Genomic DNA, 23,045 nt, shown 5'->3' on the forward strand with positions numbered 1-23,045 from the left:
GGGGCTCTCATGCTTCCAGCTCCTTGTGCAGTTCCTGCAGCGACCAGACGGGGCCGGTGCCGCGGAATTCCAGTGAATGCACCAGCGCCTTGGCGCCGGCGACGGTGGTCGAATAGGTCACGCGATGCTGCAGCGCTTCACGGCGGATCGAGAACGAATCGGAGATCGCCGCGCGCCCTTCCGTGGTGTTGACGATGTAGACGATCTCACCGTTCTTGATCGAGTCGACAATATGCGGCCGCCCTTCGGCCACCTTGTTGACGATCTCGCAGCTCAGGCCGTGCTGCTGCAACCACGCACCGGTGCCACGCGTGGCCACCAGGGTGAAGCCGCGTTCCACCAGGGCCTGGGCCACCGGCAACACGCGCTGCTTGTCCGGGTCACGCACCGACACGAAGGCCTTGCCCAGCGGCGGCGCCTTGATGCCACCGGCTTCCTGCGCGCGTGCAAACGCGGCGCCGAAGCTGCGGCCTACGCCCATCACTTCACCGGTGGAGCGCATCTCCGGCCCAAGGATCGGGTCCACGCCCTGGAACTTGGCGAACGGGAAGATCGCCTCCTTCACCGAGTAGTAGTCCGGCACGATTTCCTTGGTGGCGCCCTGCTCGGCCAGCGTCTTGCCGGCCATGCAGCGTGCAGCGATCTTGGCCAGCGGCATGCCGGTGGCCTTGGACACGAACGGCACGGTGCGCGAGGCACGCGGGTTCACTTCCAGCAGATACACGATGTCATCGCCGGCGTCGTTGACCTGCACCGCGAACTGGGTGTTCATCAGGCCGACCACATTCAAGCCTTCGGCCAGCATCACCACCTGGCGACGCAGCTCGGCCTGGGTTTCGGCCGACAGCGAGTACGGCGGCAGCGAGCAGGACGAATCGCCCGAATGCACGCCGGCTTCTTCGATGTGCTCCATCACCCCGCCGATCAGCACGTTGCCGTCCTTGTCGGCAATGATGTCCACGTCCACTTCCACCGCGTTGTCGAGGAAGCGGTCCAGCAACACCGGCGAATCGTTGGAGACCTTCACCGCATCGCGCACATAGCGCGCCAGGTCGGATTCGCCGTACACGATTTCCATCGCGCGGCCACCCAGCACATAGCTCGGGCGTACCACCAACGGGTAGCCGATTTCGCGCGCCAGCACCAAGGCCTCGTCGGCATTGCGGGCAATGCGGTTCGGCGGCTGCTTCAGGCCCAGCTTGTCGACCAGCTGCTGGAAGCGCTCGCGGTCTTCGGCCAGATCGATCGAATCGGGCGAGGTGCCGATCACCGGCACGCCGTTGGCTTCCAGCGCACGCGCCAGCTTCAGCGGGGTCTGGCCGCCGTACTGCACGATCACGCCCTTGGGCTGCTCCAGCTCGACGATCTCCAGCACGTCTTCCAGCGTCAGCGGCTCGAAGTACAGGCGGTCGGAGGTGTCGTAGTCGGTGGAGACGGTTTCCGGATTGCAGTTGACCATGATGGTCTCGAAGCCGTCATCGCGCAGCGCCAGTGCCGCGTGCACGCAGCAGTAGTCGAACTCGATGCCCTGCCCGATGCGGTTGGGGCCACCGCCCAGGATCATGATCTTGTCGCGGTTGCTCGGCAGCGCTTCGCACTCGTCCTCGTAGGTCGAATACAGGTACGCAGTGCTGGTGGCGAATTCGGCCGCGCACGAGTCCACGCGCTTGTACACCGGGCGCACCTTGAGCGCGCGGCGCAGCGTGCGCACGGCTTCTTCGTTGGTGCCGATCAGCTCGGCCAGGCGTGCGTCGGAGAAACCGGCGCGCTTGAGAAGGCGCAGGCGTGGGGCATCCAGTGCCGTCATGCCATCGTCAGCCAGCTGCTGCTCGAGGCTGATCAGCTCTTCGATCTGGTCCAGGAACCAGGGGTCGATGAACGACAGCGCATACACGTCGGCCACGCTCATGCCGGCGCGGAACGCATCGCCCACGTAGAACAGACGCTCCGGGCCCGGGGCCTTGAGCTCGCGCTTGAGCGCGGCCATATCGTCTTCGCTGCCCAGATCCAGACCGGTCGGGTCCAGGCCGATCTTGCCGGTTTCCAGGCCACGCAGCGCTTTCTGCAGCGATTCCTGGAAGGTGCGGCCCATCGCCATGACTTCACCGACCGACTTCATCTGCGTGGTCAGGCGTGCATCGGCCTGCGGGAATTTTTCAAAGGCAAAGCGCGGAATCTTGGTGACCACGTAATCGATCGACGGCTCGAACGAGGCCGGGGTCAGGCCACCGGTGATCTCGTTCTTCAACTCGTCCAGCGTGTAGCCCACCGCCAGCTTCGCGGCGACCTTGGCGATCGGGAAGCCGGTGGCCTTGGACGCCAGCGCCGACGACCGCGACACGCGCGGGTTCATTTCGATCACCACCACCCGGCCGGTGGTCGGGCTGATGCCGAACTGCACGTTGGAGCCGCCGGTATCCACGCCGATCTTGCGCAGCACCGCGATCGAGGCATCGCGCAGGCGCTGATATTCCTTGTCGGTGAGCGTCTGCGCCGGCGCCACGGTGATCGAGTCGCCGGTGTGCACGCCCATCGGGTCGAGGTTTTCGATCGCGCACACGATGATGCAGTTGTCCGCGGTATCGCGCACAACTTCCATCTCGAATTCCTTCCAGCCCAGCACCGATTCTTCCACCAGCACTTCGGTGGTCGGCGACAGTTCCAGGCCGCGGCCGACGATGTCGATCAGCTCTTCGCGGTTATAAGCGATGCCGCCACCGCTGCCGCCCAGGGTGAAGCTGGGGCGGATGATGGTCGGGTAGCCGACGCGGGTCTGGATATCCAGCGCTTCTTCCAGCGTGTGCGCTACTTCTGCCCGGGGGCAATCCAGGCCGATCTCGCCCATTGCCACGCGGAACAGCTCGCGGTCTTCGGCCATGCGGATCGCTTCGCGCTTGGCACCGATCAGCTCGACGTTGTACTTCTCCAGCACGCCGTGGTCGGCCAGGTCCAGCGCGCAGTTCAGCGCGGTCTGGCCGCCCATCGTCGGCAGCAGGGCATCGGGCTTTTCCTTGGCGATGATCTTCTCGACCGTCTGCCAGTTGATCGGCTCGATGTACACGGCGTCGGCCATGTTCGGGTCGGTCATGATCGTGGCCGGGTTGCTGTTGACCAGCACCACGCGGTAGCCCTCGTCACGCAGCGCCTTGCACGCCTGCGCGCCGGAGTAGTCGAACTCGCAGGCCTGGCCGATGACGATCGGGCCGGCGCCGATGATCAGGATGGTTTTAAGGTCGGTGCGCTTTGGCATTGTCTTCTCTAAGTCTGGACAGCGTGACAAATAGGGGGAGTGATCGGACGCTGTCGATCAGGAAACGGCATCGGCGGTCAGCACGATGCCGCACTGCGCCTTCAGGTCTTTCGCCATGCGTGCTTCGTGGTCGTCGGGCATCGGCGAGGCGGCATCCAGCGCGGCCATCAGGCGTGCGCCGGAGGGGCTGCGCAGGAACGCGTCCAGCTCGACACGTGCCGTCTCGTCCAGACCTGCACCGGCCCTGTCGGCAATCGTCTGCGCGTTGGACCCGGCAAACACGCTCGCCAGCGACTTGCCGGCGGAGGTGTCCAGAAACTGCGCCCAATCGGCAACCACCTGCGCGCCGTCGTCGCCGAGACCGGCGATCATCGAGCTGCGAAAGCCTTGGTCGATCATGTCCTGGATCGGCTTGCGTGCGCAGACACGCTGCGCATCGTCCAGTGCGCTCAACGATGGCGTGCTTTTGACCGTCAAGTCGGCCATGTCGGTCCCAAGCCCGCCCATGCCCAACCGGGTCACCAGCGTCTTGACCGCGCCATCGCTGGCTGGCGCGGCATGCACCGCGCCCACCGTGCAGGACAGCGCCAGCAGCAGGCATACCCGCATCAAGACTTCGCCTCGGCCATCGATGCGACAAACCGATCGAACAACGGCCCGACATCGCGCGGGCCCGGCGAGGCTTCCGGGTGACCCTGGAACGAGAACGCCGGCGCATCGGTCAGGGCGATGCCCTGGTTGGTACCATCGAACAGCGAGCGATGGGTGACTCGCACGTTGGCCGGCAGCGTGGTTTCGTCCACCGCAAAGCCATGGTTCTGCGAGGTGATCATCACCCGGCCACCCTCCAGATCCTGCACGGGGTGATTCGCGCCGTGGTGGCCAGTCGCCATCTTGACCGTCTTGGCACCGGCGGCGAGCGCCAGCAACTGGTGGCCCAGGCAGATGCCGAAGGTGGGCACCTTCTTGGCGATCAATTCCTGGATCGCGCTGATCGCGTAATCGCACGGCTCCGGGTCGCCGGGTCCATTGGACAGAAACACGCCGTCGGGCTGCAGCGCCAGCACCTCGGCCACCGGCGTTTGCGCCGGCACCACGGTGACGTCGCAGCCGCGCTCGGCCAGCATGCGCAGGATGTTGATCTTGACGCCGTAGTCGTAGGCCACGACCTTGAACTTCAGCTCGGCCTGCACGAAGGCGTTCGCGTTTAGGTCCAGCTGACCTTCCTGCCACTGATAGGTGGTTTCGGTGGAGACCACCTTGGCCAGGTCCATGCCCTTCAGGCCGGGGAACTTGCGCGCGGCTTCCAATGCCTTTTCGACATCGATCTCGCCGGCCATCAGTGCACCGTTCTGCGCACCCTTCTCGCGCAGCAGACGGGTCAGCTTACGGGTGTCGATGCCGGAGATGGCCACCACACCGCGGGTCTGCAACCAATCCGGCAGCGCCACCTGGTTGCGCCAGCTGCTGGGGCGGCGCGGCACATCGCGCACGATCAGGCCGGCGGCCCACACCTGCTTGGCCTCGTCGTCCTGATCGTTGAAACCGGTGTTGCCGATATGCGGATAGGTCAGCGTGACCATCTGGCGGGCGTAGGACGGATCGGTCAGGACTTCCTGGTAACCGGTCATGGCGGTGTTGAACACCACTTCGCCGACGGATAGCCCGTTGGCGCCTACGGATTCGCCCTCGAACACGGTGCCGTCTTCGAGGACAAGGATTGCGGGTTGGGTCACGTGGGGTCTCGCTCTGGCTGCCTGGGACTCCGATGCGCTCCCGGCCAAATTCCGGTTGCAGCAAAGCGCGGACGCGGTGCTGGGGACCGGTCCGACGCTAGGTTCGGGCAAGCGAGAATTGTAAAGGCAAGTGCCCCGGCATGCCAGTGCGCGGCACACCGATCAGCGCAGGCGCGGCATCGCTGCCAGGTGAATACGGCCCGCTGGCATGCGTCCATTCATGTAACGGACGCCCGCGTTCACAGCACCAGATCGCGCACCCGGTAGCTGCCCGGCGGCTTGCCGAGCAGGCGCTTGGCCGCATGCAACGCACCGCGCGCGAAGATGTCGCGGTTGGTGGCGCGGTGGATCAGCTCGACGCGTTCACCCAGCCCGGTGAACTGCACGCTGTGCTCGCCGACGATGTCGCCGGCACGCACGCTGGCAAACCGCGGCTGTGCCCCGCTGCCAGTGGCGGCCTCACCCAGCGTCAGCGCGGTGCCCGAGGGGGCGTCCTGCTTGTGCACGTGATGGGCTTCGATGATGTCGCAGTCCCAGCCCGGCAGGCTGCCGGCGGCCCGCTCCACCAGTTCGGTGAGCACCGCCACGCCCAGGCTGAAGTTGGACGCCCATACCAGCGGAATCTGGCCCGCAGCCTGCAGCAAGCCGGCCCGCTGCGCCTCGTCCAGCCCGGTGGTGCCCGAGACCAGCGGTTTGCCGCGCTGCACGCACAACGCCAGGATCGGCGCAAAGCCCTGCGGCAGGCTGAAGTCGATCGCCACATCGAACGCCGGCGCACCGCCCAGTTCGTTGGCGGCGAAGTACGGCACGCCATCCACCACGCGCTGCGAGGGCGACCGCCCCACCACCGCACCGACGACGTGCAAGGCGTCGTCTTCTGCGGCCAATCGCAGCAATGCCTTGCCCATGCGCCCGGAGGCACCGTGGATCAGAACTTTCACGGGAGAAGTTGTCATGGGGTCAGGCTAGCGAGGCGGCAACGGTTTCACAAGATGAACCGGCAACCGCCTGCTGCGCGTGACGCCAGCGCTCACCCCGGATCGACAGCGCCGTGCAAGCGTGCGCCCCAACTCTCCACTTCGTGGCGCTGCAAGCGGCGCTCGAACAACGCGCGCCACGACGGCACCAGCGGCAGCTGCAACACCGCGGCAATGGCCTCGGCATCCACCTCGCGCGCATACAGCACCTGCTGCACGCGCGACAGCGTCCACTGCGGATGCGGGCGTTCCAGCAGCGTCAGCGCATCGCCGGCCGCCAGCTGCCCGGGCTGCAGCACGCGGTAATACCAGCCGGTGCGGCCGCTGTCCTGGACGCGGCGCGCCATGTCGCGCAGGCCGAAGCGGTCGGAAAGTTTCCAGCACGGTTGCCGCAGTTGCGACACCTCCACCACTGCACTGCCCAGCGCCAGGCGATCACCCAGGCAGACATCGACCTCGGTCAGGCCGAGGCTGCTGAGGTTTTCGCCGAACGCGCCCGCGGCCTCCAGTAATGCATGCGCGCCGATCTCGGCCTGCCACGCCGCATAGTGGTCGCGCGGGTAATGGTGGATCGCCTTGTCGGGACCGCCATGCACGCGGCGGTCGCCCTGCTCGTCGCCTTCCAATCCTTCGGGACCGATCTGCAGCGGCCGCGTGACCATGCGCTTGTCGATCGCACTGCGGCTGCCCGGGCGGGTGAAGTCGCGCGCCACGCCGGTGGCCACGCTGTCGATCCGCGTCAACTGCGTCGGTGTAGAGAGGCGTGTCTCCGCAGCGCTCACGCGTCCTGCCCCGGCAGCTCCGCCAATGCCTCACGCAGCAACTCGCCGAGCACCTGGATGCCGGCATCGATGCGTTCGCCCGGCACGGTAACGAACGACAGCCGCAGCGTATTGGTCTGCGGCAAGGTGGCGAAGAACGGCGCGCCGGGCACAAACGCGACATTGCGCGCGATCGCACGCGCCAGCAGCACGCTGGCATCCAGGCCCTGCGGCAGCGTCACCCACAGGAACATGCCGCCGTCGGGACGATTCCACTGCACCTGCGGCGGAAAGTGCCGCTCCAGCGCCTCCAGCATCAGGCTGCATTGCCGCGCATACAACGCGCGGATCTGCGGAATATGCGTATCCAGAAAATCGTCCTGCAACGTGGAGTGCACCACGCGCTGGGTAAACGACGGCGTATGCAGATCGGCCGCCTGCTTGGCCTGGATCAACTTGCCCAGCACTGCTTCCGGCGCCACCACGTAGCCCAGGCGCAGACCAGGCGCCAGCACCTTGGAGAACGAGCCCATGTAGATCACCCCGTCCGGGTGCATCGACAACAGGCTCGGCAGCGGCTCGCCGCTGTAGTACAGCTCGCCGTACGGGTCGTCTTCGACGATCGGCACGCCCGCCTCCGCAGCCCGCGCCACCAGCGCCTGGCGACGCGACAGCGGCAGCCGGCGCCCGGTGGGGTTCTGGAAATTGGGCAGACAATACAGAAAGCGCGCATCGGCCAGCAGCGAGGGGTCCAGCGCATCCACCACCACGCCATCGGCATCGGACGGCATGCCGACAAAGTTGGGCTGGAACAGCGAAAACGCCTGCAATGCACCGAGATAGCTCGGCGTCTCCACCAGCACCTTGCTGCCTTCGTCGATGAAGATCTTGCCCAGCAGATCCAGCCCCTGCTGCGATCCGGTGGTGATCAGTACCTGGGTCGGGCGGATGCTGGCGCCGTCACGGCTCAGCCGCGCGGCGACCCACTCGCGCAGCGGCAGATACCCTTCGGTGGGGCCGTATTGCAGCGCCGCCTGAGGCGCATCGCGCAGCACCTGGTCGCTGGCCGCACGCATGCGCTCCACCGGAAACGTGGCCGGCGACGGCAGGCCGCCGGCAAAGGAAATCACCTCGGGCCGCTCGGTGATCTTGAGGATTTCGCGAATCGCCGAACTGGTCAGCGCCTGCGCACGCCGGGAGATCTGGAAAGAGGTCGTCATCGCCCAAGCATAGCGACTGCCCGCCGCCAACGCGCTGTGCGCTGCAGCGAACGTGGGTCGGCCTGATTGCGATTGTTTACCCCGTGATTGCGCTGCCATGCGTGCATCAGCCGCGCATGGCAGCGATGCTTGGCGCGCTCACTGCCGCACGATGCCGCACGATGCTGAAAGCGCCAGTGCTCCCGCGCACCGAAGGCGGCGCGCGCGCCGCGCTCAGTCGTACGCGGGCCCGACCCAGGCGGTGCCTTCGCTGCGTTCCACCAGGGTTTTCCAGCGCTTGCGAATCACCTTGTCGCGACTGCGCAAGGTCATGCGCATGCCGGGCAACCCGATCGTGGCGCGGGTTTCGACCATGGCCGAGGCTTCGTCCGGTGCAATCTCGATCTTGGTGATGGAGTGCTTGTAGTCCATCACGTCTTCCAGGTTGACCGACGGATGCACCTGGCGCAGCGCCTGCGCCCATTCGCCATTGGCCTTGCAGTATTTTTCGCGCGTGGTGGTGCGGCGCTGCTGGTGCGAATCCATGCGGTACAGCACCACCATCTCGAAGTCCGGTGCGGTCATGGCGCACAAGGCCTCACCATCCTGGGTCAGCATCGCCTTGTCGTGCGCGGCATACAGATCGCGCACCTGCTGCTCGTCCAGCGCATTCCCACCGTAGTTATAAATCCCCGCAATCGCTGCCAATACGGCCAGCAACACCAACACACGCATCGCCTTTCCCCTGGACTGCCGCGTCCTGCGGCCGCGCAAGTGTAGCGAAGGCGCTGCCGGCCGTCAGTGGCTGCGCGGCGTCTTCGGCCCGCAACTGTCGCAACCACCGCAGGCGGCCGCGCCCTTCCCCGCGGGCGGTGCGACGCGGCGCCCGATTGCCTGCATCCACGCGGGGCGGCTGTCGCGCACCAAGGTGAGCGCAAGCGCGCCGCGCAGACGCCGCAGCGTGCCGGGGAATTGTTTTTTCATCACCACCCAGGCGCTTACCAGCACGGCGAGCGCGATGATCACGTATTGCAGGGTCAGCGACATCTCAGCCGGCTCCGAACAACACGGCAAGCTGGTAGGTCACCAGCGAGGCCAGATAGGCCAGCGCGAACAGGTACACCGCACTGATGCTCATCTGCTTCCAGGAATTGGTTTCGCGCTTGATGGTGGCCAGCGTGGAGATGCACATCGGTGCGTAGATGTACCAGACCAGCAACGACAACGCGGTGGCCAGCGACCAGCCGTCGCTGATCAACGGCGACAGCGCCTGTGCGGCCGCGTCGTCATCGGCTGCGGACAACGCGTAGACCGTGGCCAGCGACGCCACCGCCACCTCGCGCGCCGCCAGGCCGGGAATCAGCGCAATGCAGATCTGCCAATTGAAGCCCAGCGGCGCGAAGAACACCGCCATCGCGTGGCCGATGCGGCCCGCAAAGCTGTAGTCGATCGGCGGCAGGGTCGCATCGGCCGGCGCGGCCGGGAACGACAGCAGGAACCACAACAGAATGGTCAGCGCCAGGATGATGCCGCCCACGCGCTTGAGGAAGATCACCGCGCGCTCCCACAGGCCCAGCGCCAGATCGCGCAGCTGCGGCACACGGTAGGACGGCAGCTCCAGCATCAACGGATGCTCGCTCTTGTCGCGGCGCCACTTCTTCATCGTCCACGACACCAGCAGCGCGCTGACGATGGCTGCGGCATACAGCGCGAACAAGATCAGCCCCTGCTGATTGAAGATGCCCCACACGGTCTTCTGCGGGATGAAGGCACCGATCAGCAAGGCGTACACCGGCAGGCGCGCCGAGCAGGTCATCAACGGCGCCACCATGATGGTGGCCAGGCGGTCGCGTGGATCCTGGATACTGCGGGTGGACATGATGCCCGGCACCGCGCAGGCAAAGCTCGACAGCAACGGGATGAACGAGCGCCCCGACAGGCCCGCCGAGGCCATCATGCGGTCCAGCAGGAACGCCGCGCGCGGCAGGTAGCCGGATTCTTCCAACGCCAGAATGAAGGCGAACAGGATCAGGATCTGCGGCAGGAAGACGATCACCCCACCCAGGCCGGCGATGATGCCGTCCTTGAGCAGGCTGTTGAGCGGACCTTCGGCCATGTGGGTGCCGACCCACTCGCCCAGCATCGCGGTGCCGCCGTCGATCAGGTCCATCACTGGGGTGGCCCAGGCGTACACCGCCTGGAAGATCAGGAACATCACCACCGCCAGCGTCACCAGCCCCCACACCGGGTGCAGCAGCCAGCGGTCCAGCGCATCGTCCACACGCGAGGTACGCGTGGGCATGGTCACCGCCGCGCTCAGGATCTGCCGCACCTGGGCGTGATAGTTGCCATCGGCCGGCGGCGTGGCGGTGGGGGCAGCCAGGTGCGCAGCCTGCGCATCGATGCGCTCGACCAGCGCCTTGGCGCCACCGCGCCGCACCGCGACCGTCTCGACCACCGGCACACCGAGCGCCTGCTCCAGTGCCGGCAGGTCGATGACGATGCCGCGCCGCTGGGCGGCATCCATCATGTTCAGCGCCACGATCATCGGGCGGCCCAGCTCACGCAGCTCCAGCGCAAAGCGCAGATGCAGGCGCAGGTTGGTCGCGTCCATCACATAGACCAGCACATCCGGCGCCGGCTCGCCGGGGTAAAAACCGCGACACAGATCGCGGGTGATCGCCTCGTCCAGACTGGCCGGCTGCAGGCTGTAGGCGCCTGGCAGGTCCAGCACCGCGAACTCGCGCCCGGAGGGCGCGCGGAAATGGCCTTCCTTGCGCTCGACAGTGACGCCGGTGTAATTGGCGACCTTCTGCCGGCTACCGGTCAGCTGGTTGAACAAGGCGGTCTTGCCACTGTTGGGGTTGCCCACCAACGCCAGCCGCATCGGCAGGCCGATCGCGCTCATGCCGCCACTCCGTCGTCGCGCACCTGCACGCGGGCCGCCTCGCTGCGGCGCAGTGCAAAACGCGTATAGCCAACCTGCACCAGCAACGGCTCGCGGCCGACCGGGCCCATCGCCAGCACCGTCACTTCTTCCCCCGCCACGAAGCCCAGTTCGCGCAGGCGCCGGGCGATGGTGTCGTTGGGCTGACGGTCCTGCACGGATTCCACGGTGGCGACGCGATGCAATGGCATATCCGACAACGTCACAAAGACGGCCTGATTGTTAGGAATGGTTCTCAATTCTAGCATCGACGCACCGCGTCATGGCTCCGGCGGGTGGGCCGGCTATCATGGTTCGCATCCCATTCATGGACGCATGCGCAATGCAGGAAACCGGCTTGATCGTCGAGGACCAGGGAGCGGTCCGTACGTTGCGGCTCAATCGCCCGACGGTGCACAACGCGTTCGACGCGACCCTGATTGCCGCCCTCACCGGCGCCCTGCAGCAAGCCGGTACCGATGCGCAGGTGCGGGTGGTGGTGGTCACCGGTGCCGGCGCGGCGTTTTCCGCCGGCGCCGACCTACACTGGATGCGCAGCATGGTCAGCGCCAGCGAAGCCGACAATGCGGCCGATGCACTGGCGCTGGCGCGGCTGATGCGCACACTGGACGAATTGCCCAAGCCCACCATTGCGCGCGTCAATGGCGCCGCGTTCGGCGGCGGCGTCGGCCTGGTGGCGTGTTGCGACATCGCCATCGGTTGCACAGAGGCGCGCTTTGGTCTGACCGAAAGCCGCCTTGGCCTGCTGCCGGCGGTGATTTCGCCCTACGTGATCGCCGCGATCGGCGCGCGCCAGGCACGGCGCTGGTTTGCCACCGCGGAAATCTTCGACGCCGGCATGGCGCAATCGCTCGGGCTACTGCATCAATTGGTGGCCGCCGACCAGCTCGACATTGCGGTGCAGCGCCAGATCCGCCTGCTGCTCTCCGCCGCTCCGCAGGCCGCCAGCAGCGCCAAGGCGCTGGTGCGCAGCATGCTGCCGTATTGCGAACGCGATGCCATCGACGCGGCCAACGCCGCGTTGATCGCCCGCTTGCGTGTGTCACCGGAAGGCCAGGAAGGCCTGGGCGCCTTCCTCGACAAGCGCCCGCCTGCGTGGGCGAGCGAGGAAAGCGCATGAGGCTGTCCTGGTATCGAGCCGACCCCATGCCGTGCAGCGGGCAGCAGCAAGGGCGCTCCACGGCCCGGAGCCGCCCATGAGTGACTTCGTACGCATTGTCGAAGTGGGCCCGCGCGACGGCCTGCAGAACGAAGCCAACCCGATTGCCACCGCCGACAAGATCGCCTTGATCAACCAGCTCTCGGCCACCGGGTTGCGCACGATCGAGGCGACCAGCTTCGTCAGCCCGCGCTGGGTGCCGCAGCTGGCCGACGCCGCCGACGTGTTTGCGGGCATCACCCGCCAGCCCGGCATCGCCTACCCGGTGCTGGTGCCGAACCTGCAGGGCTATGCGCGTGCCCACGCGGCCGGCGCGCAGGAAGTGGCGGTGTTCACCGCGGCCTCCGAAACCTTCAACCGTACCAATACCAATGCCGGCATCGACGAATCGATCGAGCGCTTCCGGCCGATCCTGGCGCAGGCCGCGCAGGACGGCGTGCGCGTGCGCGGCTACGTGTCCACGGTGCTTGGCTGCCCCTACCAGGGCGAGGTGGCGGTGGCCGATGTGGTGAATGTGGCCGAGCGGCTGTACCGCCTGGGCTGCTACGAGATTTCGCTGGGCGACACCATCGGCGTCGGCACCCCGGCCAAGGCACGCCAGATGCTGGCCGCGGTGGCCGGCAGCATCCCGATGCAGGCCCTGGCAGTGCACTTCCACGACACCTACGGCCAGGCGCTGGCCAATATCGCCGCCTGCCTGGAGCAAGGCGTGCGCGTGGTGGACGCGGCCGTGTCCGGCGCCGGTGGCTGCCCGTATGCGAAGGGTGCCAGCGGCAATGTCGCCAGCGAGGACGTGGTCTATCTGCTGCATGGCCTGGGCATGCCCACCGGCATCGACCTGCCTGCCCTCGCCCGCACCGGGCGCTGGCTGGCGCAGCTGCTGGGCAGGGAAACCGGCAGCAAGGTCGGCAAGGCACTGGCAGCGGCCGCCTGATCATTCCACCTGCGTTGCGCCGCGCAGCGATGCGATCAGCGCTTCGGCTAGAATCGCCGACCGATCGCCGGCCGGCATCACCGCTTTCAAGGAACCCACGCGCATGCAGCCTTCTTCTGTCCTTGCCATCGTTACCGGCGGCGTTTCCGGCCTCGGCCTGGCCGTGGCGCAGCGCATCGTCGCCGACGGCGGCAAAGTCGCGCTGTTCGATGTCAACGCCGACAAGGCCGACGCAGCGTTGGCCTTGCTGGGCGCCGGCAACGCGCACTATTTCGCCACCGACGTCACCGATGAAGCGCAGGTCGCCGCCAATGTCGCGCAAGCGGCGCAGGCACTGGGCGGGCTCAACCTGGCCGTGAACTGCGCCGGCATCCTGGGCGCCGGTCGCGTGCTGGGCAAGGAGGCTGCGATGCCGCTGGCTACCTTCCGCACCACCGTCATGGTCAATCTGGTCGGCAGCTTCAATGTCGCCAAGGCCGCCGCCGATGTGATGCAACACAACGCCGCCGGCGAGGATGGCGAGCGCGGGGTGATCATCCACACCGCCTCGGTAGCCGCCTACGAGGGCCAGATCGGCCAGGCTGCCTACGCTGCCAGCAAGGGTGGCGTGGTCGGCATGACCTTGCCGATGGCGCGCGAACTGGCACGCTTCGGCATCCGCGTCATGACCATTGCGCCCGGCGTGTTCTGGACCCCGATGGTGGATGGCATGCCCGAAGCCGTGCAGCAATCGCTGGCCGCCTCGATCCCGTTCCCCTCACGTCTGGGCCAACCCGACGAGTACGCCGAAACCGTCGCCTTCATCCTGCGCACGCGCTATCTCAACGGCGAAGTCATTCGCCTGGACGGCGGCGTGCGCTTGGCGCCCAAGTAGCAGGGAATGGGGAATCGGGAATGAGGAATCGCAACCGCGCCCCACTCCCAGCACCCCGGCCCCGGCGTTTCCAATTCCCCATTCCCAACTCCCGATTCCCATGAAAGCTAACGACATCAAGAAAGGCAACGTCGTCGAATACAACGGCGGCATCTACCAGATCCGCGACATCGAACGCAGCTCGCCGCAGGGCCGCGGCGGCAATGTGCGCTTCCGCTTCATCATGTACAGCGTGCCGGGCGGCGCCAAGCTGGATGCCAGCTTCGATGCCGACGACAACTTGCCGGAAGTGGAACTGCTGCGCCGCCAGTCGACCTATTCGTATAAGGACGGCGAGGCCTTTGTGTTCATGGACGACGAGGACTACACCCCCTACATGCTGGACGCGGAGGTGATCGGCACCGACGCCGGCTACATCACCGATGGCCTGACCGGCATTTTCGTGCAGGTGATCGACGACCAGCCGGTCGCCGTGCAGCTGCCGCAGACGGTGACGCTGGAAGTGGTCGAAACCCCGCCAGAGCTCAAGGGCGGCACTGCCACCAAGCGCCCCAAGCCGGCCAAGCTCAACACCGGGCTGGAAATCATGGTGCCGGAATACATCACCAACGGCGAACGCGTGCTGGTCAACACCACCACCGGCGAATTCGCTGGCCGCGCCGACTGACATGCGCAGCATCCTGTGCCTGCTCGCGCTGCTGGCGCTGAGCGCATGCACCGCCGAGCCGGCACCGGCGCCCGCCCCTGCGGCTGCCGCCCCAGCGCCCGCTGCAGTTGCCTGCACCGACCCGGTGGTGGAAGAGGAATGGCTGCAACATCCGGCCGGCCTGTGCGGCATGCCGGACGACGTGCGCAAGCTGGTGGACGACTACGACACCTGCGAGCATTTCGCCGGCGAAGAGCCGTACGACGACGCGCGCCGCCGCGAAATCGAAGCGGCCGTGGAGCAGTACTGCACGCCGGCACCCGCCCGGCTGACTGCACTGATGCAACGCTACCGCAGTGATGCTGGCGTCAGCGAGTGGCTGCGCAACTATGCAAAACAAGCGGATTTGCAGCCCGCGAGCTGAGCCGTGCCATGCAGATGTAGCGGCTTGCTGCGTTCCCGATGCTTCCAAGCCGCTTTCTCACGCTGGACGCACTGGAAAGCGCGTCCGTCCCGGCGTTAGCTTGCGCGCAGCGCAACGCGGCATGCGCGCTGTTGTCAGCGTCAACTCACTCGCAATCGCCTAAAGACCTTCAAGTCGCGGGCGTGTTGGTGTGTTGGATGCACCCGCAATGCCTGCAACGCGGCAATCAACCGACGCAAACGCCAGCGTCGCCGCTCACTTGGCAGTCACTGATCCAGCAGCCGCAACTGCCTGCACCGGCTGAGCAAGCACGCGCAATCGTGCACGCAGCCTTTCCACATTCGCCTCACCCTGTTCCAGATCATCGCGCAGCTCGGCAGACAACTGCTGTCGGCCCAATGCCTGCAATTGCTTCCAGCCATCGGCCAGGCCGCTACTGGCCTGCGCGACCTGGGCGCGCACACGTTGCTGCTCGTCGGCCTGCGGCAATCCGTAGCCGGGGCCATCGAGAAGCGCCGCCGGATGACTGAGCCGCGCCTGCCGGGCGAACAGGCTTTGCAGTTGATCCTGCACTGCTGCGCGCTCGACGATGCCGGGCCGCAACAGGCGCTTGAGCGCATCGCGCGCAATCAGCTCCTGTCGCCGTAACGCGGCCTGCTCCAGCAGTAATGCAGCTGCGGTTTCGCGCAGGCCGCCGCGGTCGAACCACTGCGCGCGTGCGCCAGGCGCGGCATCCAGCCATTGCGCAACACTCGTCTGCGGTACCGGAATGCCGCGCCGAAGCACGTCGAACATGGCCTGGTAATGCGCAGCCGCCGATTCGAAGTAATAGCCCTGGCGTGTGGCCTGCGCGCGGTCATCCAGCACGTGCAGATCGGCAAGGCCGGCGCGCTGCAGCCGCTGGCGCACGCCGCGCGGGGTGATCGATGACACGCCGGCTTCAGCAAGACGCGGCACGCCGTCGTGCAACAACTTGTAGGTTTCCACCGCGCAGTTGTTGCTGATGAAGTAATAGCGCCCGTCGTAGCTCCAGTGCACCTGCGCGGCGCGCGTCAGCAACGCGGCGATCTCATCCGGGCGCAACGTCAGCGGCACCGACGACAGGGCACGCAATTCCACCTTGGTGTACTCGTCGATGACTTGGTTCAACGGCAGCACGAACAGCCGCGACGGATACGAGCCGGTCAGCCCGCGCCAGCTGGAGATCTGCACATCGCCGACGAAGGCACGAAACGACAGCACGCGGTGATACTGCAGATCCAACCGGCACGCCGGCCCTGGCGCACGGCCGGGCGCGCAGATCACCAGGCGCAACATGCTGTGGCCCCAGCGACTCATCGGCTGCTCGTTGCCTTCGGCAAGCAGATAGTCCACCGCATAGACCCGCGCCGGATCCAACGCCAGCAGCGACATCGCACCGGCATCGTTGTCGGCCTGCAGATACGGCAAGGTCGGCGCGCATGCTGCCGCAGCGTGCGGCGGCCCTAGCCGCTCGGAGAACCATGCCGCGAGCGCGGGACGGCGGCAGGCGTAGTCCGCATCCAGCACGTAATGCTCGAGATTGACCGCAACAAATTCGGCCGGGCTATGCCGCTCGTAGGCATCGGGACTGCGGTCGCTGAAGCGGTTTGCACCGCGCCCGACCTGCCAGGGACGCACCTGCCAACCGGCAAGATCGCGCAGGCGTGGGTCGCGCGACAACGCACTGCCCGCTCCACGGTCGCGCACGTGCGCCAATTCATGCACCAACGCCGCCATCGCCGCTCGCGTGGCCGGGGCGCTGATGTCAGTGCGTGCGCTGGCGGGCTGCATGCTCCAGGCATCCAACAGCGCATGATCGAGCAGGATGCGATTGCCGATCGCACGACCATGCACCTGCGCCGGTAAATCGCGGCGCCACTGCAATTGAATGCGTCCCGCATCGCGCGCTACCCAGCCTGCCGGCAAGCGTTGTCCGACCTGCTGCAGCAGCGCCTGGCTGGCCGCGCGCTCGGAAGGGGTCAACTCCGATACGACAACCGACACCTGCAGCGCGGGCGAACGCTGCGATTGGGCGTGCGCCGCCGGTGCGATCGCTGCGGCCAGCCACAGCCATGCGCACCGGCGACGACGATTCACTGCGCCAGGATGGACTGAGCCAGTTCCAGGTCGCTGGACACGCGCGCCGCATCGCTGCGACTGCGCAATTGCAGCAATGCCGCTTCAAGCCGCGCACCGCGGATGGCGCCATCGCTGGCCACGAAACCGGCCGCATCTTCGCGTGCGTCGGCAACCACTTTGTCGTCGCCGGAACTGCTGCTGTTGGACGAACCGGCCGACGAGGCACCGGCCGAGGTTCCCGCAAGACTGGATGCGGCGGCTGCCAGCGGCAGCAAGGTCAACGCACAAAACACCAGGGAGCGCATCATCGGCGTGTCTATTCCATGTGAGGTGGTGAAGAGACTACCCGGCAGGCGTTGCGCCGGGCACCTCGTCCATGTCGAACAGCTTGCCTGGATTCAGCAAAAGATGGGGGTCGAGCACCTGTTTGATGCCGCGCATCAGCGCGATTTCTGCCGCCGAGCGCGTGCTCCACAGGTACGGTTTCTTGACCAGGCCAATGCCGTGCTCGGCCGAGATGCTGCCGTCGAAACGCTGCAGGCTCTGCGCCAGCAACTTGGTGACCTGCTCGCAGGCAGTGATGAAATCTGCCTGGCTGGTGGCATCGGGCTTGAGCACGTTGATATGCAGGTTGCCATCGCCGATATGGCCAAACCACACCACATCGAAATGCGGGTAGGCATCGTGCAGCAGTGCCTGCGTCTCGGCCAGAAACGCCGGCATCGCCGAGATCCGCACCGACACATCGTTTTTGTACGGGGTGTAACGCGCCAGCGCCTCGGTGATGCCTTCGCGCAGGCGCCACAGCTGCGCCGCCTGCGCATCGCTCTGGCTGATCACCCCGTCGCTCACCCAGCCCTGCTCCATGCAGGCCTCGAACGCCGCCATCGCCGCCGCTTCCTGCGCCTCATCGCCGGCAGCGAACTCGGTCACCACGTAGTACGGGTGCACCTGCGCAAACGGCGCCTGCGCGCCGTGCGCCAGCACGTGCTCCAGCGCGCGATCGGTGAAAAATTCAAACGCTTCCAGCCGCAGCTGTGCGCGAAACGCCGCGAACACCTGCATCAACACATCGAACGACGGCAGCGCCAGCAGCATCACGTTGCTCGGCGGCGGCGGGTCGGTCAGCCGCAGCGTCGCTTCGACCACGATGCCCAGCGTGCCTTCCGAGCCGATCATCAGATGCCGGAAGTCGTAGCCGCTGGAATTTTTCACCAGCGCATTGTTGAGGTGCAGCAGCTCGCCGGTGCCGGCGACCACGCTGAGCCCGGCCACCCATTCGCGGGTATTGCCGTAGCGGATCACGCGGATGCCGCCGGCATTGGTAGCGATATTGCCGCCGATCGAGCACGAACCACGCGCTGCGAAATCCACCGGGTACACCAGGCCGTGCTCGCGCGCGGCGTTGTGCACCGCTTCCAGCGGCATGCCGGCCTGCACAGTGAGCGTGCGATCCACCGCATCGAAGGCCAGCGGCTTGTTCAACCGCTCCAGGCTCAGCACCAGCTCGCCATTGGCCGCGACCGCGCCACCAGACAAACCGGTACGCCCACCCGAGGGCACCACCGCCACCGCATGCGTGTTGGCCCAGCGCACCACCGCCTGCACTTCTTCCACCGACCCCGGCAGCGCGATGGCCAGCGGATTGGGCGTCCAGCGGCGCGTCCAGTCACGGCCGTAGTGCTCCAGGTCGGCCGGTTCGGTCTTCAACCGCAGCGCGGGGACGGCCTGTTGCAAGGAGAGGATGCGGGGATCGGTCATGGCACGCAGCGCGGCGGTAGGAACCCCACAGCGTGCCAGCCTGCGCTGGCCCCGTCCAGCTGCGGCAACGTGCGTACGCGCAGCGTTGGATTCAGCTGAAACCGTTGCGGCACAAGGGCTGCGGCGTCACACCGCAGGCACTGCGGGTGCCAAATCGCCCACCCCATCTGGCATAGTGGCCGGCCCGATTGCTGCAGTGCGTCCACCATGTCGCCGAAGAAAACCTCGTTTCCCAAGCAGGACATCCGCGTCCTGTTGCTGGAAGGCATCAGCCAGACCGCCGTGGACGTGTTCCGCGCCGCCGGTTACTCGCAGATCGAGCTGCACGCCAAGTCCCTGCCCGAGGACGAACTCAGGGCGCGCATCGCCGAGGCGCACATCGTCGGCATTCGCTCGCGCACCCATCTCAGCGCCGATGTGCTGGCGCACGCCAAACGGCTGATCGCGGTGGGCTGCTTCTGCATCGGCACCAATCAGGTCGACCTGGAGGCGGCGGAACTGGCCGGCATTCCGGTGTTCAACGCGCCCTACTCCAACACCCGCAGCGTGGCCGAGCTGGTGATCGCCGAGGCCATCCTGCTGTTGCGCGGCATCCCGCAGAAAAATGCGGAATGTCACCGCGGCGGCTGGTCCAAGTCGGCCGCCGGCAGCCATGAAACGCGCGGCAAAGTGTTGGGCATCGTTGGCTACGGGCACATCGGCACCCAGGTTGGCGTGCTGGCCGAATCGCTAGGCATGCAGGTGATCTTCCACGACATCGAAACCAAGCTGTCGCTGGGCAACGCGCGCGCGGCGATCGACCTGGACGACCTGCTGGCGCGCTCGGACGTGGTGACCCTGCACGTGCCGGAGACCCCGTCCACCAAGGACATGATCGGCGCGGCAGAAATCGCCCGCATGAAGCCCGGCGCGCATCTGATCAATGCCTCGCGCGGCACCGTCATCGACATCGATGCACTGGACGCGGCGCTCACCTCCGGCCAGATCGGCGGCGCGGCCGTGGACGTGTTCCCGATCGAGCCCAAGGGCAACGGCGATGCGTTTGAGTCCCCGTTGATTGCGCACGACAACGTCATCCTGACCCCGCACGTGGGCGGCAGCACGCTGGAAGCACAGGACAATATCGGCATCGAAGTAGCCGCCAAACTGGTGCGCTACAGCGACAACGGCAGCACCTTGTCGGCGGTGAACTTCCCTGAAGTCACCCTGCCCGAGCACCCCGACAGCCTGCGGCTGCTGCACATCCACCGCAACGTGCCGGGCGTGCTGTCGCAGATCAACGAACTGTTCTCGCGCCACAACCTCAACATCGATGGTCAGTTTTTGCGCACCGACCCCAAGGTGGGCTATGTGGTGATCGACGTCAGCGCCAGCGAGGAGCTGGCGGGCGTGTTGAAGGACGAGCTGGGTCAGATCACCGGCACCTTGCGGACGCGGGTTCTCTACTGACGGGGATTAGGGATTCGGAATTTGGGATTGGGAAGAGCGGCGGCGCTGGCGAGCCCTTTCCCTGACCGCTCTCTGGCTTGGATCGATTGCGGTGGCGTAGACGCGAATGCGCGGAATGCCAACAAGCGAAAAAAAGCGGATCACGCGACGTACGCGCTTGCGAATCCCCAATCCCCAATCCCGAATCCCAGCCCCTCAGGGCTGCAACTCGCCGCGCAAGCCCTCGCTCAACAGATAGTCGTCGGCCTTCAAATACCACCGCTCCGGGCCGGTGGTGACCGCCTCCATGTACAGGCCGTCGCCATCCTCGCGCGGCGGGCGCTGCAGGCTGACGATCGCCACGCCATGCGGCGGCCCGCTCAACGCCAGCAGCGCCCGTTGCACGGTACGCGCCAGTTCGGCCGAGTCCATCCGGTCGTCGACCGGGCGGAACGCCAGGCGGTAAGTGAACGAAGCAGCGGTGCGGGACATGGGCATGGACAGGCAACGGGCGCCCAAGGGTACCCAATCCCGCCATGCCCGCCCAGCCAACGGACGCTCGGCGCCCGCGCAATCCGGCCCGGCAACGCCCGTCGCCGGCGCATCAGCTGCCGCCGTGCGCCATCCACTTCTCGGCCATGCGACGCATCGACGGATCCAGCTCCGGGTCGGCCAGCAGCTCGGCGATCGGGCGCCACGCTAAAGCGAGCGATTCTTCGCTGACCTGGAAGGTCTCGTCAGCGCCGGCGACCACCACGTAGCGGGCGTCGTAATGCCAGTGGCCGGCCACCTCGCCACGGGCCGGGATCCAGTGCCGGTCCAGATCGAACAGCAGGCCGTCGGCCAGGGTCAGGCCGTTGAGGCCGGATTCCTCCTGTGCTTCGCGCAGTGCCACCTGGGCTAGATCGCGGTCGCCATCGGCGTGGCCGCCCAGCTGCAGCCAGCGCTGCAGCTTGCGGTGATGGGTCAGCAGCGTGCGGGTGCCATCGCCACTGACCACCCACGCCGAGCCGGTGAAGTGACCTTCGACACGCTCGCGCACGAACGGATCGGTGGCATCGTCCAGGAGTTGCGCAAACTGCTCGGCCAGTGCGGCTTCGTCGGGCCAACGGCTGCGGTATGCGGCCAGTTGCTGTTGCAGGGTCGAATCCACCATCGCTCGTCTCGGTTTCCACGCAGGGCCAGGCGGCCATTATCGCCATTCATGCTGCGTACGTGCTTGTCGCGAGCGTGTAGCTTTGGCAAGGTACGTCGCTTGCCCAACCCACCGGGGTCCGGGCGCATGACCTTCATCCGGGCGCTTGCGCCTTGCTTTGCCACTGGGGATGTCACCGAATGCTGAAGTCTTTATTGCGGGTCAAACCGATCGAGCCCGCAGGCCACGTCGATGCCGGCGAACCGTTCGAAGGCAGCCTGCAAGGCGAAGCCACCCTCAAGCGCACCCTCACCGCCAAGCACCTGATCATGCTCGGCATCGGCGCGGTGATCGGTGCCGGCATCTTTGTTTTAACCGGCCAGGCCGCGGCCAATCACGCCGGGCCGGCAGTGATGCTGTCGTTCGTATTCGCCGGCATCGCCTGCGCCTTTGCCGGTCTGTGCTACGCCGAGTTCGCGGCAATGATGCCGGTCTCCGGCAGCGCCTATTCGTATTCATATGCCACGCTCGGCGAAGGCGTCGCCTGGTTCATTGGCTGGTGCCTGGTGCTTGAGTACCTGTTTGCCGGCTCCAGCGTCGCGGTCGGTTGGTCCGCCTACCTCATCAGCTTCCTGACCGGCACGCTCGGGTTGCCGTTCCCGGCAGAACTGGCGGGCGCGCCCCTGGCCTGGGACGGCCATGGCTTTGTCAGCTCCGGCAACATCGTCAACCTGCCCGCCGTATTGATTGTCGGTGCGGTGAGCATGCTGTGCTACGTGGGTGTGACCCAATCTGCGTTCGCCAACGCGATCGTGGTGGCGATCAAGGTGGTGGTGATCTGCCTGTTCGTCGGCTTCGGCATCGCCTACATCGATCCGGCGAACTGGCACCCCTTTATCCCGGAGAACACCGGGCCGGGGCAGTTCGGCTGGGACGGGGTGTTCCGCGCGGCCTCCATTGTGTTCTTTTCCTACATCGGGTTCGACGCGGTCTCGACCTCCGCCGGCGAGACCAAGGACCCGCAGAAAAACATGCCGATCGGCATCCTGGTGTCGCTGGCGATCTGCACCGTCATCTACATCATCGTGTGCGCGGTGTTGACCGGATTGTTGCCGTATACCCAGCTCGGCACCGCCAAGCCGGTGGCCACCGCACTGGAAGCGCACCCGCAACTGAGCTGGCTCAAGACTGCAGTGGAGATCGGCGCGATCGCTGGCCTGTCCTCGGTGGTGCTGGTAATGCTGATGGCGCAGCCGCGCATCTTCTACACCATGGCCAAGGACGGGTTGATGCCGAAACTGTTCGGCAGGGTGCACCCGAAATTCCACACACCCTACGTCGGCACCCTGTTCGTCGGCGTGGTCGCCGCGCTGCTGGCCGGGGTGATTCCGTTGAACGTCCTGGGCGAACTCGTCTCGATGGGCACCCTGCTCGCCTTCGCCACCGTGTGCGCCGGCGTGATGGTGCTGCGCTTCACCAAGCCCAACCTGCCGCGTCCGTTCCGCGTACCGCTGGCGATGGTGATCTGCCCGCTGGGTGCAGTGGCCTGCCTGTTCCTGTTCTTCCAAGCCTTCCAGGAACACTGGAAGGTGTTCGTGGGCTGGACCGTGATCGGCCTGGTCATCTATTTCGGCTATGGCATCCACCATAGCCGTCTGGCTCGCAAGGCCTGACCCTCTCAAGACCGGCGTTCGCGCCGGTCTTCTCGTTCAAC

The 23,045-nt window shown here is 66.4% G+C and carries 22 protein-coding genes; 7 read left to right on the top strand and 15 right to left on the bottom strand.

Features of this window, described 5'->3' with window-relative positions:
• Positions 1 to 7: 7 nt before the first annotated feature.
• The 10 genes from carB to QRM60_RS00250 form a co-directional block, all read right to left on the bottom strand.
• On the bottom strand, positions 8 to 3,250 hold the full coding sequence (carB, locus tag QRM60_RS00205; RefSeq protein ID WP_285445341.1) for a carbamoyl-phosphate synthase large subunit: 3,243 nt from the start codon (positions 3,248 to 3,250) through the stop codon (positions 8 to 10).
• A 57-nt stretch (positions 3,251 to 3,307) separates the two neighbouring features.
• Positions 3,308 to 3,859: a hypothetical protein gene (locus tag QRM60_RS00210; RefSeq protein ID WP_285445342.1), complete on the bottom strand. Its 552-nt coding sequence runs from the start codon at positions 3,857 to 3,859 to the stop codon at positions 3,308 to 3,310.
• Positions 3,859 to 4,986, bottom strand: coding sequence for a glutamine-hydrolyzing carbamoyl-phosphate synthase small subunit (gene carA / locus QRM60_RS00215; RefSeq protein ID WP_042598981.1), 1,128 nt, complete (start codon positions 4,984 to 4,986; stop codon positions 3,859 to 3,861). The genes QRM60_RS00210 and carA overlap by 1 nt, the downstream gene beginning before the upstream one ends.
• 239 nt (positions 4,987 to 5,225) lie before the next feature.
• Positions 5,226 to 5,942, bottom strand: a complete 717-nt coding sequence (dapB, locus tag QRM60_RS00220; protein WP_011037010.1) for a 4-hydroxy-tetrahydrodipicolinate reductase — start codon at positions 5,940 to 5,942, stop codon at positions 5,226 to 5,228.
• A 74-nt stretch (positions 5,943 to 6,016) separates the two neighbouring features.
• On the bottom strand, positions 6,017 to 6,745 hold the full coding sequence (locus QRM60_RS00225; protein ID WP_285445343.1) for an MOSC domain-containing protein: 729 nt from the start codon (positions 6,743 to 6,745) through the stop codon (positions 6,017 to 6,019).
• On the bottom strand, positions 6,742 to 7,944 hold the full coding sequence (locus tag QRM60_RS00230) for a PLP-dependent aminotransferase family protein (protein ID WP_285445344.1): 1,203 nt from the start codon (positions 7,942 to 7,944) through the stop codon (positions 6,742 to 6,744). The genes QRM60_RS00225 and QRM60_RS00230 overlap by 4 nt, the downstream gene beginning before the upstream one ends.
• Positions 7,945 to 8,157: 213 nt before the next feature.
• On the bottom strand, positions 8,158 to 8,658 hold the full coding sequence (locus QRM60_RS00235; protein WP_285445345.1) for a nuclear transport factor 2 family protein: 501 nt from the start codon (positions 8,656 to 8,658) through the stop codon (positions 8,158 to 8,160).
• Between the two features lie 63 nt (positions 8,659 to 8,721).
• Positions 8,722 to 8,970 carry a DUF6587 family protein gene (locus QRM60_RS00240; RefSeq protein WP_285445346.1) on the bottom strand — a complete coding sequence of 83 codons (249 nt, stop codon included), beginning with the start codon at positions 8,968 to 8,970 and terminating at the stop codon, positions 8,722 to 8,724.
• A 1-nt stretch (position 8,971) separates the two neighbouring features.
• Positions 8,972 to 10,831 carry a ferrous iron transporter B gene (locus QRM60_RS00245; protein ID WP_100665500.1) on the bottom strand — a complete coding sequence of 620 codons (1,860 nt, stop codon included), beginning with the start codon at positions 10,829 to 10,831 and terminating at the stop codon, positions 8,972 to 8,974.
• Positions 10,828 to 11,076: a FeoA family protein gene (locus QRM60_RS00250; protein ID WP_011037004.1), complete on the bottom strand. Its 249-nt coding sequence runs from the start codon at positions 11,074 to 11,076 to the stop codon at positions 10,828 to 10,830. The genes QRM60_RS00245 and QRM60_RS00250 overlap by 4 nt, the downstream gene beginning before the upstream one ends.
• Positions 11,077 to 11,192: 116 nt before the next feature.
• On the opposite strand from QRM60_RS00250, the gene QRM60_RS00255 reads away from it, so the two are divergent.
• The 5 genes from QRM60_RS00255 to QRM60_RS00275 all read left to right on the top strand — a co-directional run bounded on the left by QRM60_RS00255 (position 11,193) and on the right by QRM60_RS00275 (position 14,907).
• Entirely contained in the window at positions 11,193 to 11,990 is a 798-nt protein-coding gene (locus tag QRM60_RS00255; RefSeq protein ID WP_285445705.1) for an enoyl-CoA hydratase-related protein, read from the top strand.
• 76 nt (positions 11,991 to 12,066) lie between these two features.
• Entirely contained in the window at positions 12,067 to 12,963 is an 897-nt protein-coding gene (locus tag QRM60_RS00260) for a hydroxymethylglutaryl-CoA lyase (protein ID WP_285445347.1), read from the top strand.
• A 103-nt stretch (positions 12,964 to 13,066) separates the two neighbouring features.
• Positions 13,067 to 13,837, top strand: a complete 771-nt coding sequence (locus tag QRM60_RS00265) for an SDR family NAD(P)-dependent oxidoreductase (RefSeq protein WP_014507592.1) — start codon at positions 13,067 to 13,069, stop codon at positions 13,835 to 13,837.
• A gap of 100 nt (positions 13,838 to 13,937) precedes the next feature.
• Positions 13,938 to 14,504 (top strand): elongation factor P-like protein YeiP, encoded by a 567-nt coding sequence (gene yeiP, locus QRM60_RS00270; protein WP_011037000.1) that lies wholly within the window; start codon positions 13,938 to 13,940, stop codon positions 14,502 to 14,504.
• Position 14,505: 1 nt separating this feature from the next.
• Positions 14,506 to 14,907: a hypothetical protein gene (locus QRM60_RS00275; RefSeq protein ID WP_285445348.1), complete on the top strand. Its 402-nt coding sequence runs from the start codon at positions 14,506 to 14,508 to the stop codon at positions 14,905 to 14,907.
• A gap of 255 nt (positions 14,908 to 15,162) precedes the next feature.
• Here the strand turns inward: QRM60_RS00275 and QRM60_RS00280 are convergent, their stop codons facing one another.
• Genes QRM60_RS00280 through QRM60_RS00290 form a run of 3 tightly spaced genes read right to left on the bottom strand, consistent with a single transcriptional unit; the run spans position 15,163 to position 18,768 of the window.
• Positions 15,163 to 17,025 (bottom strand): DUF4105 domain-containing protein, encoded by a 1,863-nt coding sequence (locus tag QRM60_RS00280; RefSeq protein WP_285445349.1) that lies wholly within the window; start codon positions 17,023 to 17,025, stop codon positions 15,163 to 15,165.
• Complete coding sequence (locus tag QRM60_RS00285; RefSeq protein ID WP_011036997.1) at positions 17,022 to 17,315, bottom strand: DUF2388 domain-containing protein; 294 nt, start codon at positions 17,313 to 17,315, stop codon at positions 17,022 to 17,024. The genes QRM60_RS00280 and QRM60_RS00285 overlap by 4 nt, the downstream gene beginning before the upstream one ends.
• A gap of 34 nt (positions 17,316 to 17,349) precedes the next feature.
• Positions 17,350 to 18,768 (bottom strand): FAD-binding oxidoreductase, encoded by a 1,419-nt coding sequence (locus QRM60_RS00290; protein ID WP_285445350.1) that lies wholly within the window; start codon positions 18,766 to 18,768, stop codon positions 17,350 to 17,352.
• Between the two features lie 207 nt (positions 18,769 to 18,975).
• Between QRM60_RS00290 and serA the strand changes: the two genes are divergently transcribed.
• A complete protein-coding gene (gene serA / locus QRM60_RS00295) occupies positions 18,976 to 20,217 on the top strand; it encodes a phosphoglycerate dehydrogenase (protein WP_285445351.1) in 1,242 nt (413 codons plus the stop codon).
• 195 nt (positions 20,218 to 20,412) lie between these two features.
• Here the strand turns inward: serA and QRM60_RS00300 are convergent, their stop codons facing one another.
• Positions 20,413 to 20,694 (bottom strand): hypothetical protein, encoded by a 282-nt coding sequence (locus QRM60_RS00300; RefSeq protein ID WP_011036994.1) that lies wholly within the window; start codon positions 20,692 to 20,694, stop codon positions 20,413 to 20,415.
• A gap of 106 nt (positions 20,695 to 20,800) precedes the next feature.
• The gene (locus QRM60_RS00305) at positions 20,801 to 21,352 is read right to left on the bottom strand and encodes an NUDIX hydrolase (protein ID WP_115555885.1); all 552 of its coding nucleotides are present in this window, start codon (positions 21,350 to 21,352) and stop codon (positions 20,801 to 20,803) included.
• Between the two features lie 179 nt (positions 21,353 to 21,531).
• Here QRM60_RS00305 and QRM60_RS00310 point away from each other — a divergent pair, with 179 nt between their 5' ends.
• Positions 21,532 to 23,004 carry an amino acid permease gene (locus QRM60_RS00310; RefSeq protein ID WP_228440585.1) on the top strand — a complete coding sequence of 491 codons (1,473 nt, stop codon included), beginning with the start codon at positions 21,532 to 21,534 and terminating at the stop codon, positions 23,002 to 23,004.
• Positions 23,005 to 23,045: the final 41 nt, after the last annotated feature.

Source organism: Xanthomonas sp. fls2-241-TYG-148 (assembly GCF_030208815.1).
In the GTDB taxonomy this organism is placed as follows: domain Bacteria; phylum Pseudomonadota; class Gammaproteobacteria; order Xanthomonadales; family Xanthomonadaceae; genus Xanthomonas; species Xanthomonas campestris.

Bases quoted from the DNA above. Each gene is read 5' to 3' on its own strand.
- serA (WP_285445351.1), top strand. From the start codon at position 18,976: ATGTCGCCGAAGAAAACCTCGTTTCCCAAGCAGGACATCCGCGTCCTG.
- QRM60_RS00230 (WP_285445344.1), bottom strand. From the start codon at position 7,944: ATGACGACCTCTTTCCAGATCTCCCGGCGTGCGCAGGCGCTGACCAGT.
- QRM60_RS00255 (WP_285445705.1), top strand. From the start codon at position 11,193: ATGCAGGAAACCGGCTTGATCGTCGAGGACCAGGGAGCGGTCCGTACG.
- QRM60_RS00235 (WP_285445345.1), bottom strand. From the start codon at position 8,658: ATGCGTGTGTTGGTGTTGCTGGCCGTATTGGCAGCGATTGCGGGGATT.
- QRM60_RS00260 (WP_285445347.1), top strand. From the start codon at position 12,067: ATGAGTGACTTCGTACGCATTGTCGAAGTGGGCCCGCGCGACGGCCTG.
- QRM60_RS00245 (WP_100665500.1), bottom strand. From the start codon at position 10,831: ATGAGCGCGATCGGCCTGCCGATGCGGCTGGCGTTGGTGGGCAACCCC.
- QRM60_RS00285 (WP_011036997.1), bottom strand. From the start codon at position 17,315: ATGATGCGCTCCCTGGTGTTTTGTGCGTTGACCTTGCTGCCGCTGGCA.
- QRM60_RS00275 (WP_285445348.1), top strand. From the start codon at position 14,506: ATGCGCAGCATCCTGTGCCTGCTCGCGCTGCTGGCGCTGAGCGCATGC.
- QRM60_RS00210 (WP_285445342.1), bottom strand. From the start codon at position 3,859: ATGCGGGTATGCCTGCTGCTGGCGCTGTCCTGCACGGTGGGCGCGGTG.
- dapB (WP_011037010.1), bottom strand. From the start codon at position 5,942: ATGACAACTTCTCCCGTGAAAGTTCTGATCCACGGTGCCTCCGGGCGC.
- QRM60_RS00310 (WP_228440585.1), top strand. From the start codon at position 21,532: ATGCTGAAGTCTTTATTGCGGGTCAAACCGATCGAGCCCGCAGGCCAC.
- QRM60_RS00305 (WP_115555885.1), bottom strand. From the start codon at position 21,352: ATGGTGGATTCGACCCTGCAACAGCAACTGGCCGCATACCGCAGCCGT.
- carB (WP_285445341.1), bottom strand. From the start codon at position 3,250: ATGCCAAAGCGCACCGACCTTAAAACCATCCTGATCATCGGCGCCGGC.
- QRM60_RS00300 (WP_011036994.1), bottom strand. From the start codon at position 20,694: ATGCCCATGTCCCGCACCGCTGCTTCGTTCACTTACCGCCTGGCGTTC.
- QRM60_RS00240 (WP_285445346.1), bottom strand. From the start codon at position 8,970: ATGTCGCTGACCCTGCAATACGTGATCATCGCGCTCGCCGTGCTGGTA.
- QRM60_RS00265 (WP_014507592.1), top strand. From the start codon at position 13,067: ATGCAGCCTTCTTCTGTCCTTGCCATCGTTACCGGCGGCGTTTCCGGC.
- yeiP (WP_011037000.1), top strand. From the start codon at position 13,938: ATGAAAGCTAACGACATCAAGAAAGGCAACGTCGTCGAATACAACGGC.
- QRM60_RS00290 (WP_285445350.1), bottom strand. From the start codon at position 18,768: ATGACCGATCCCCGCATCCTCTCCTTGCAACAGGCCGTCCCCGCGCTG.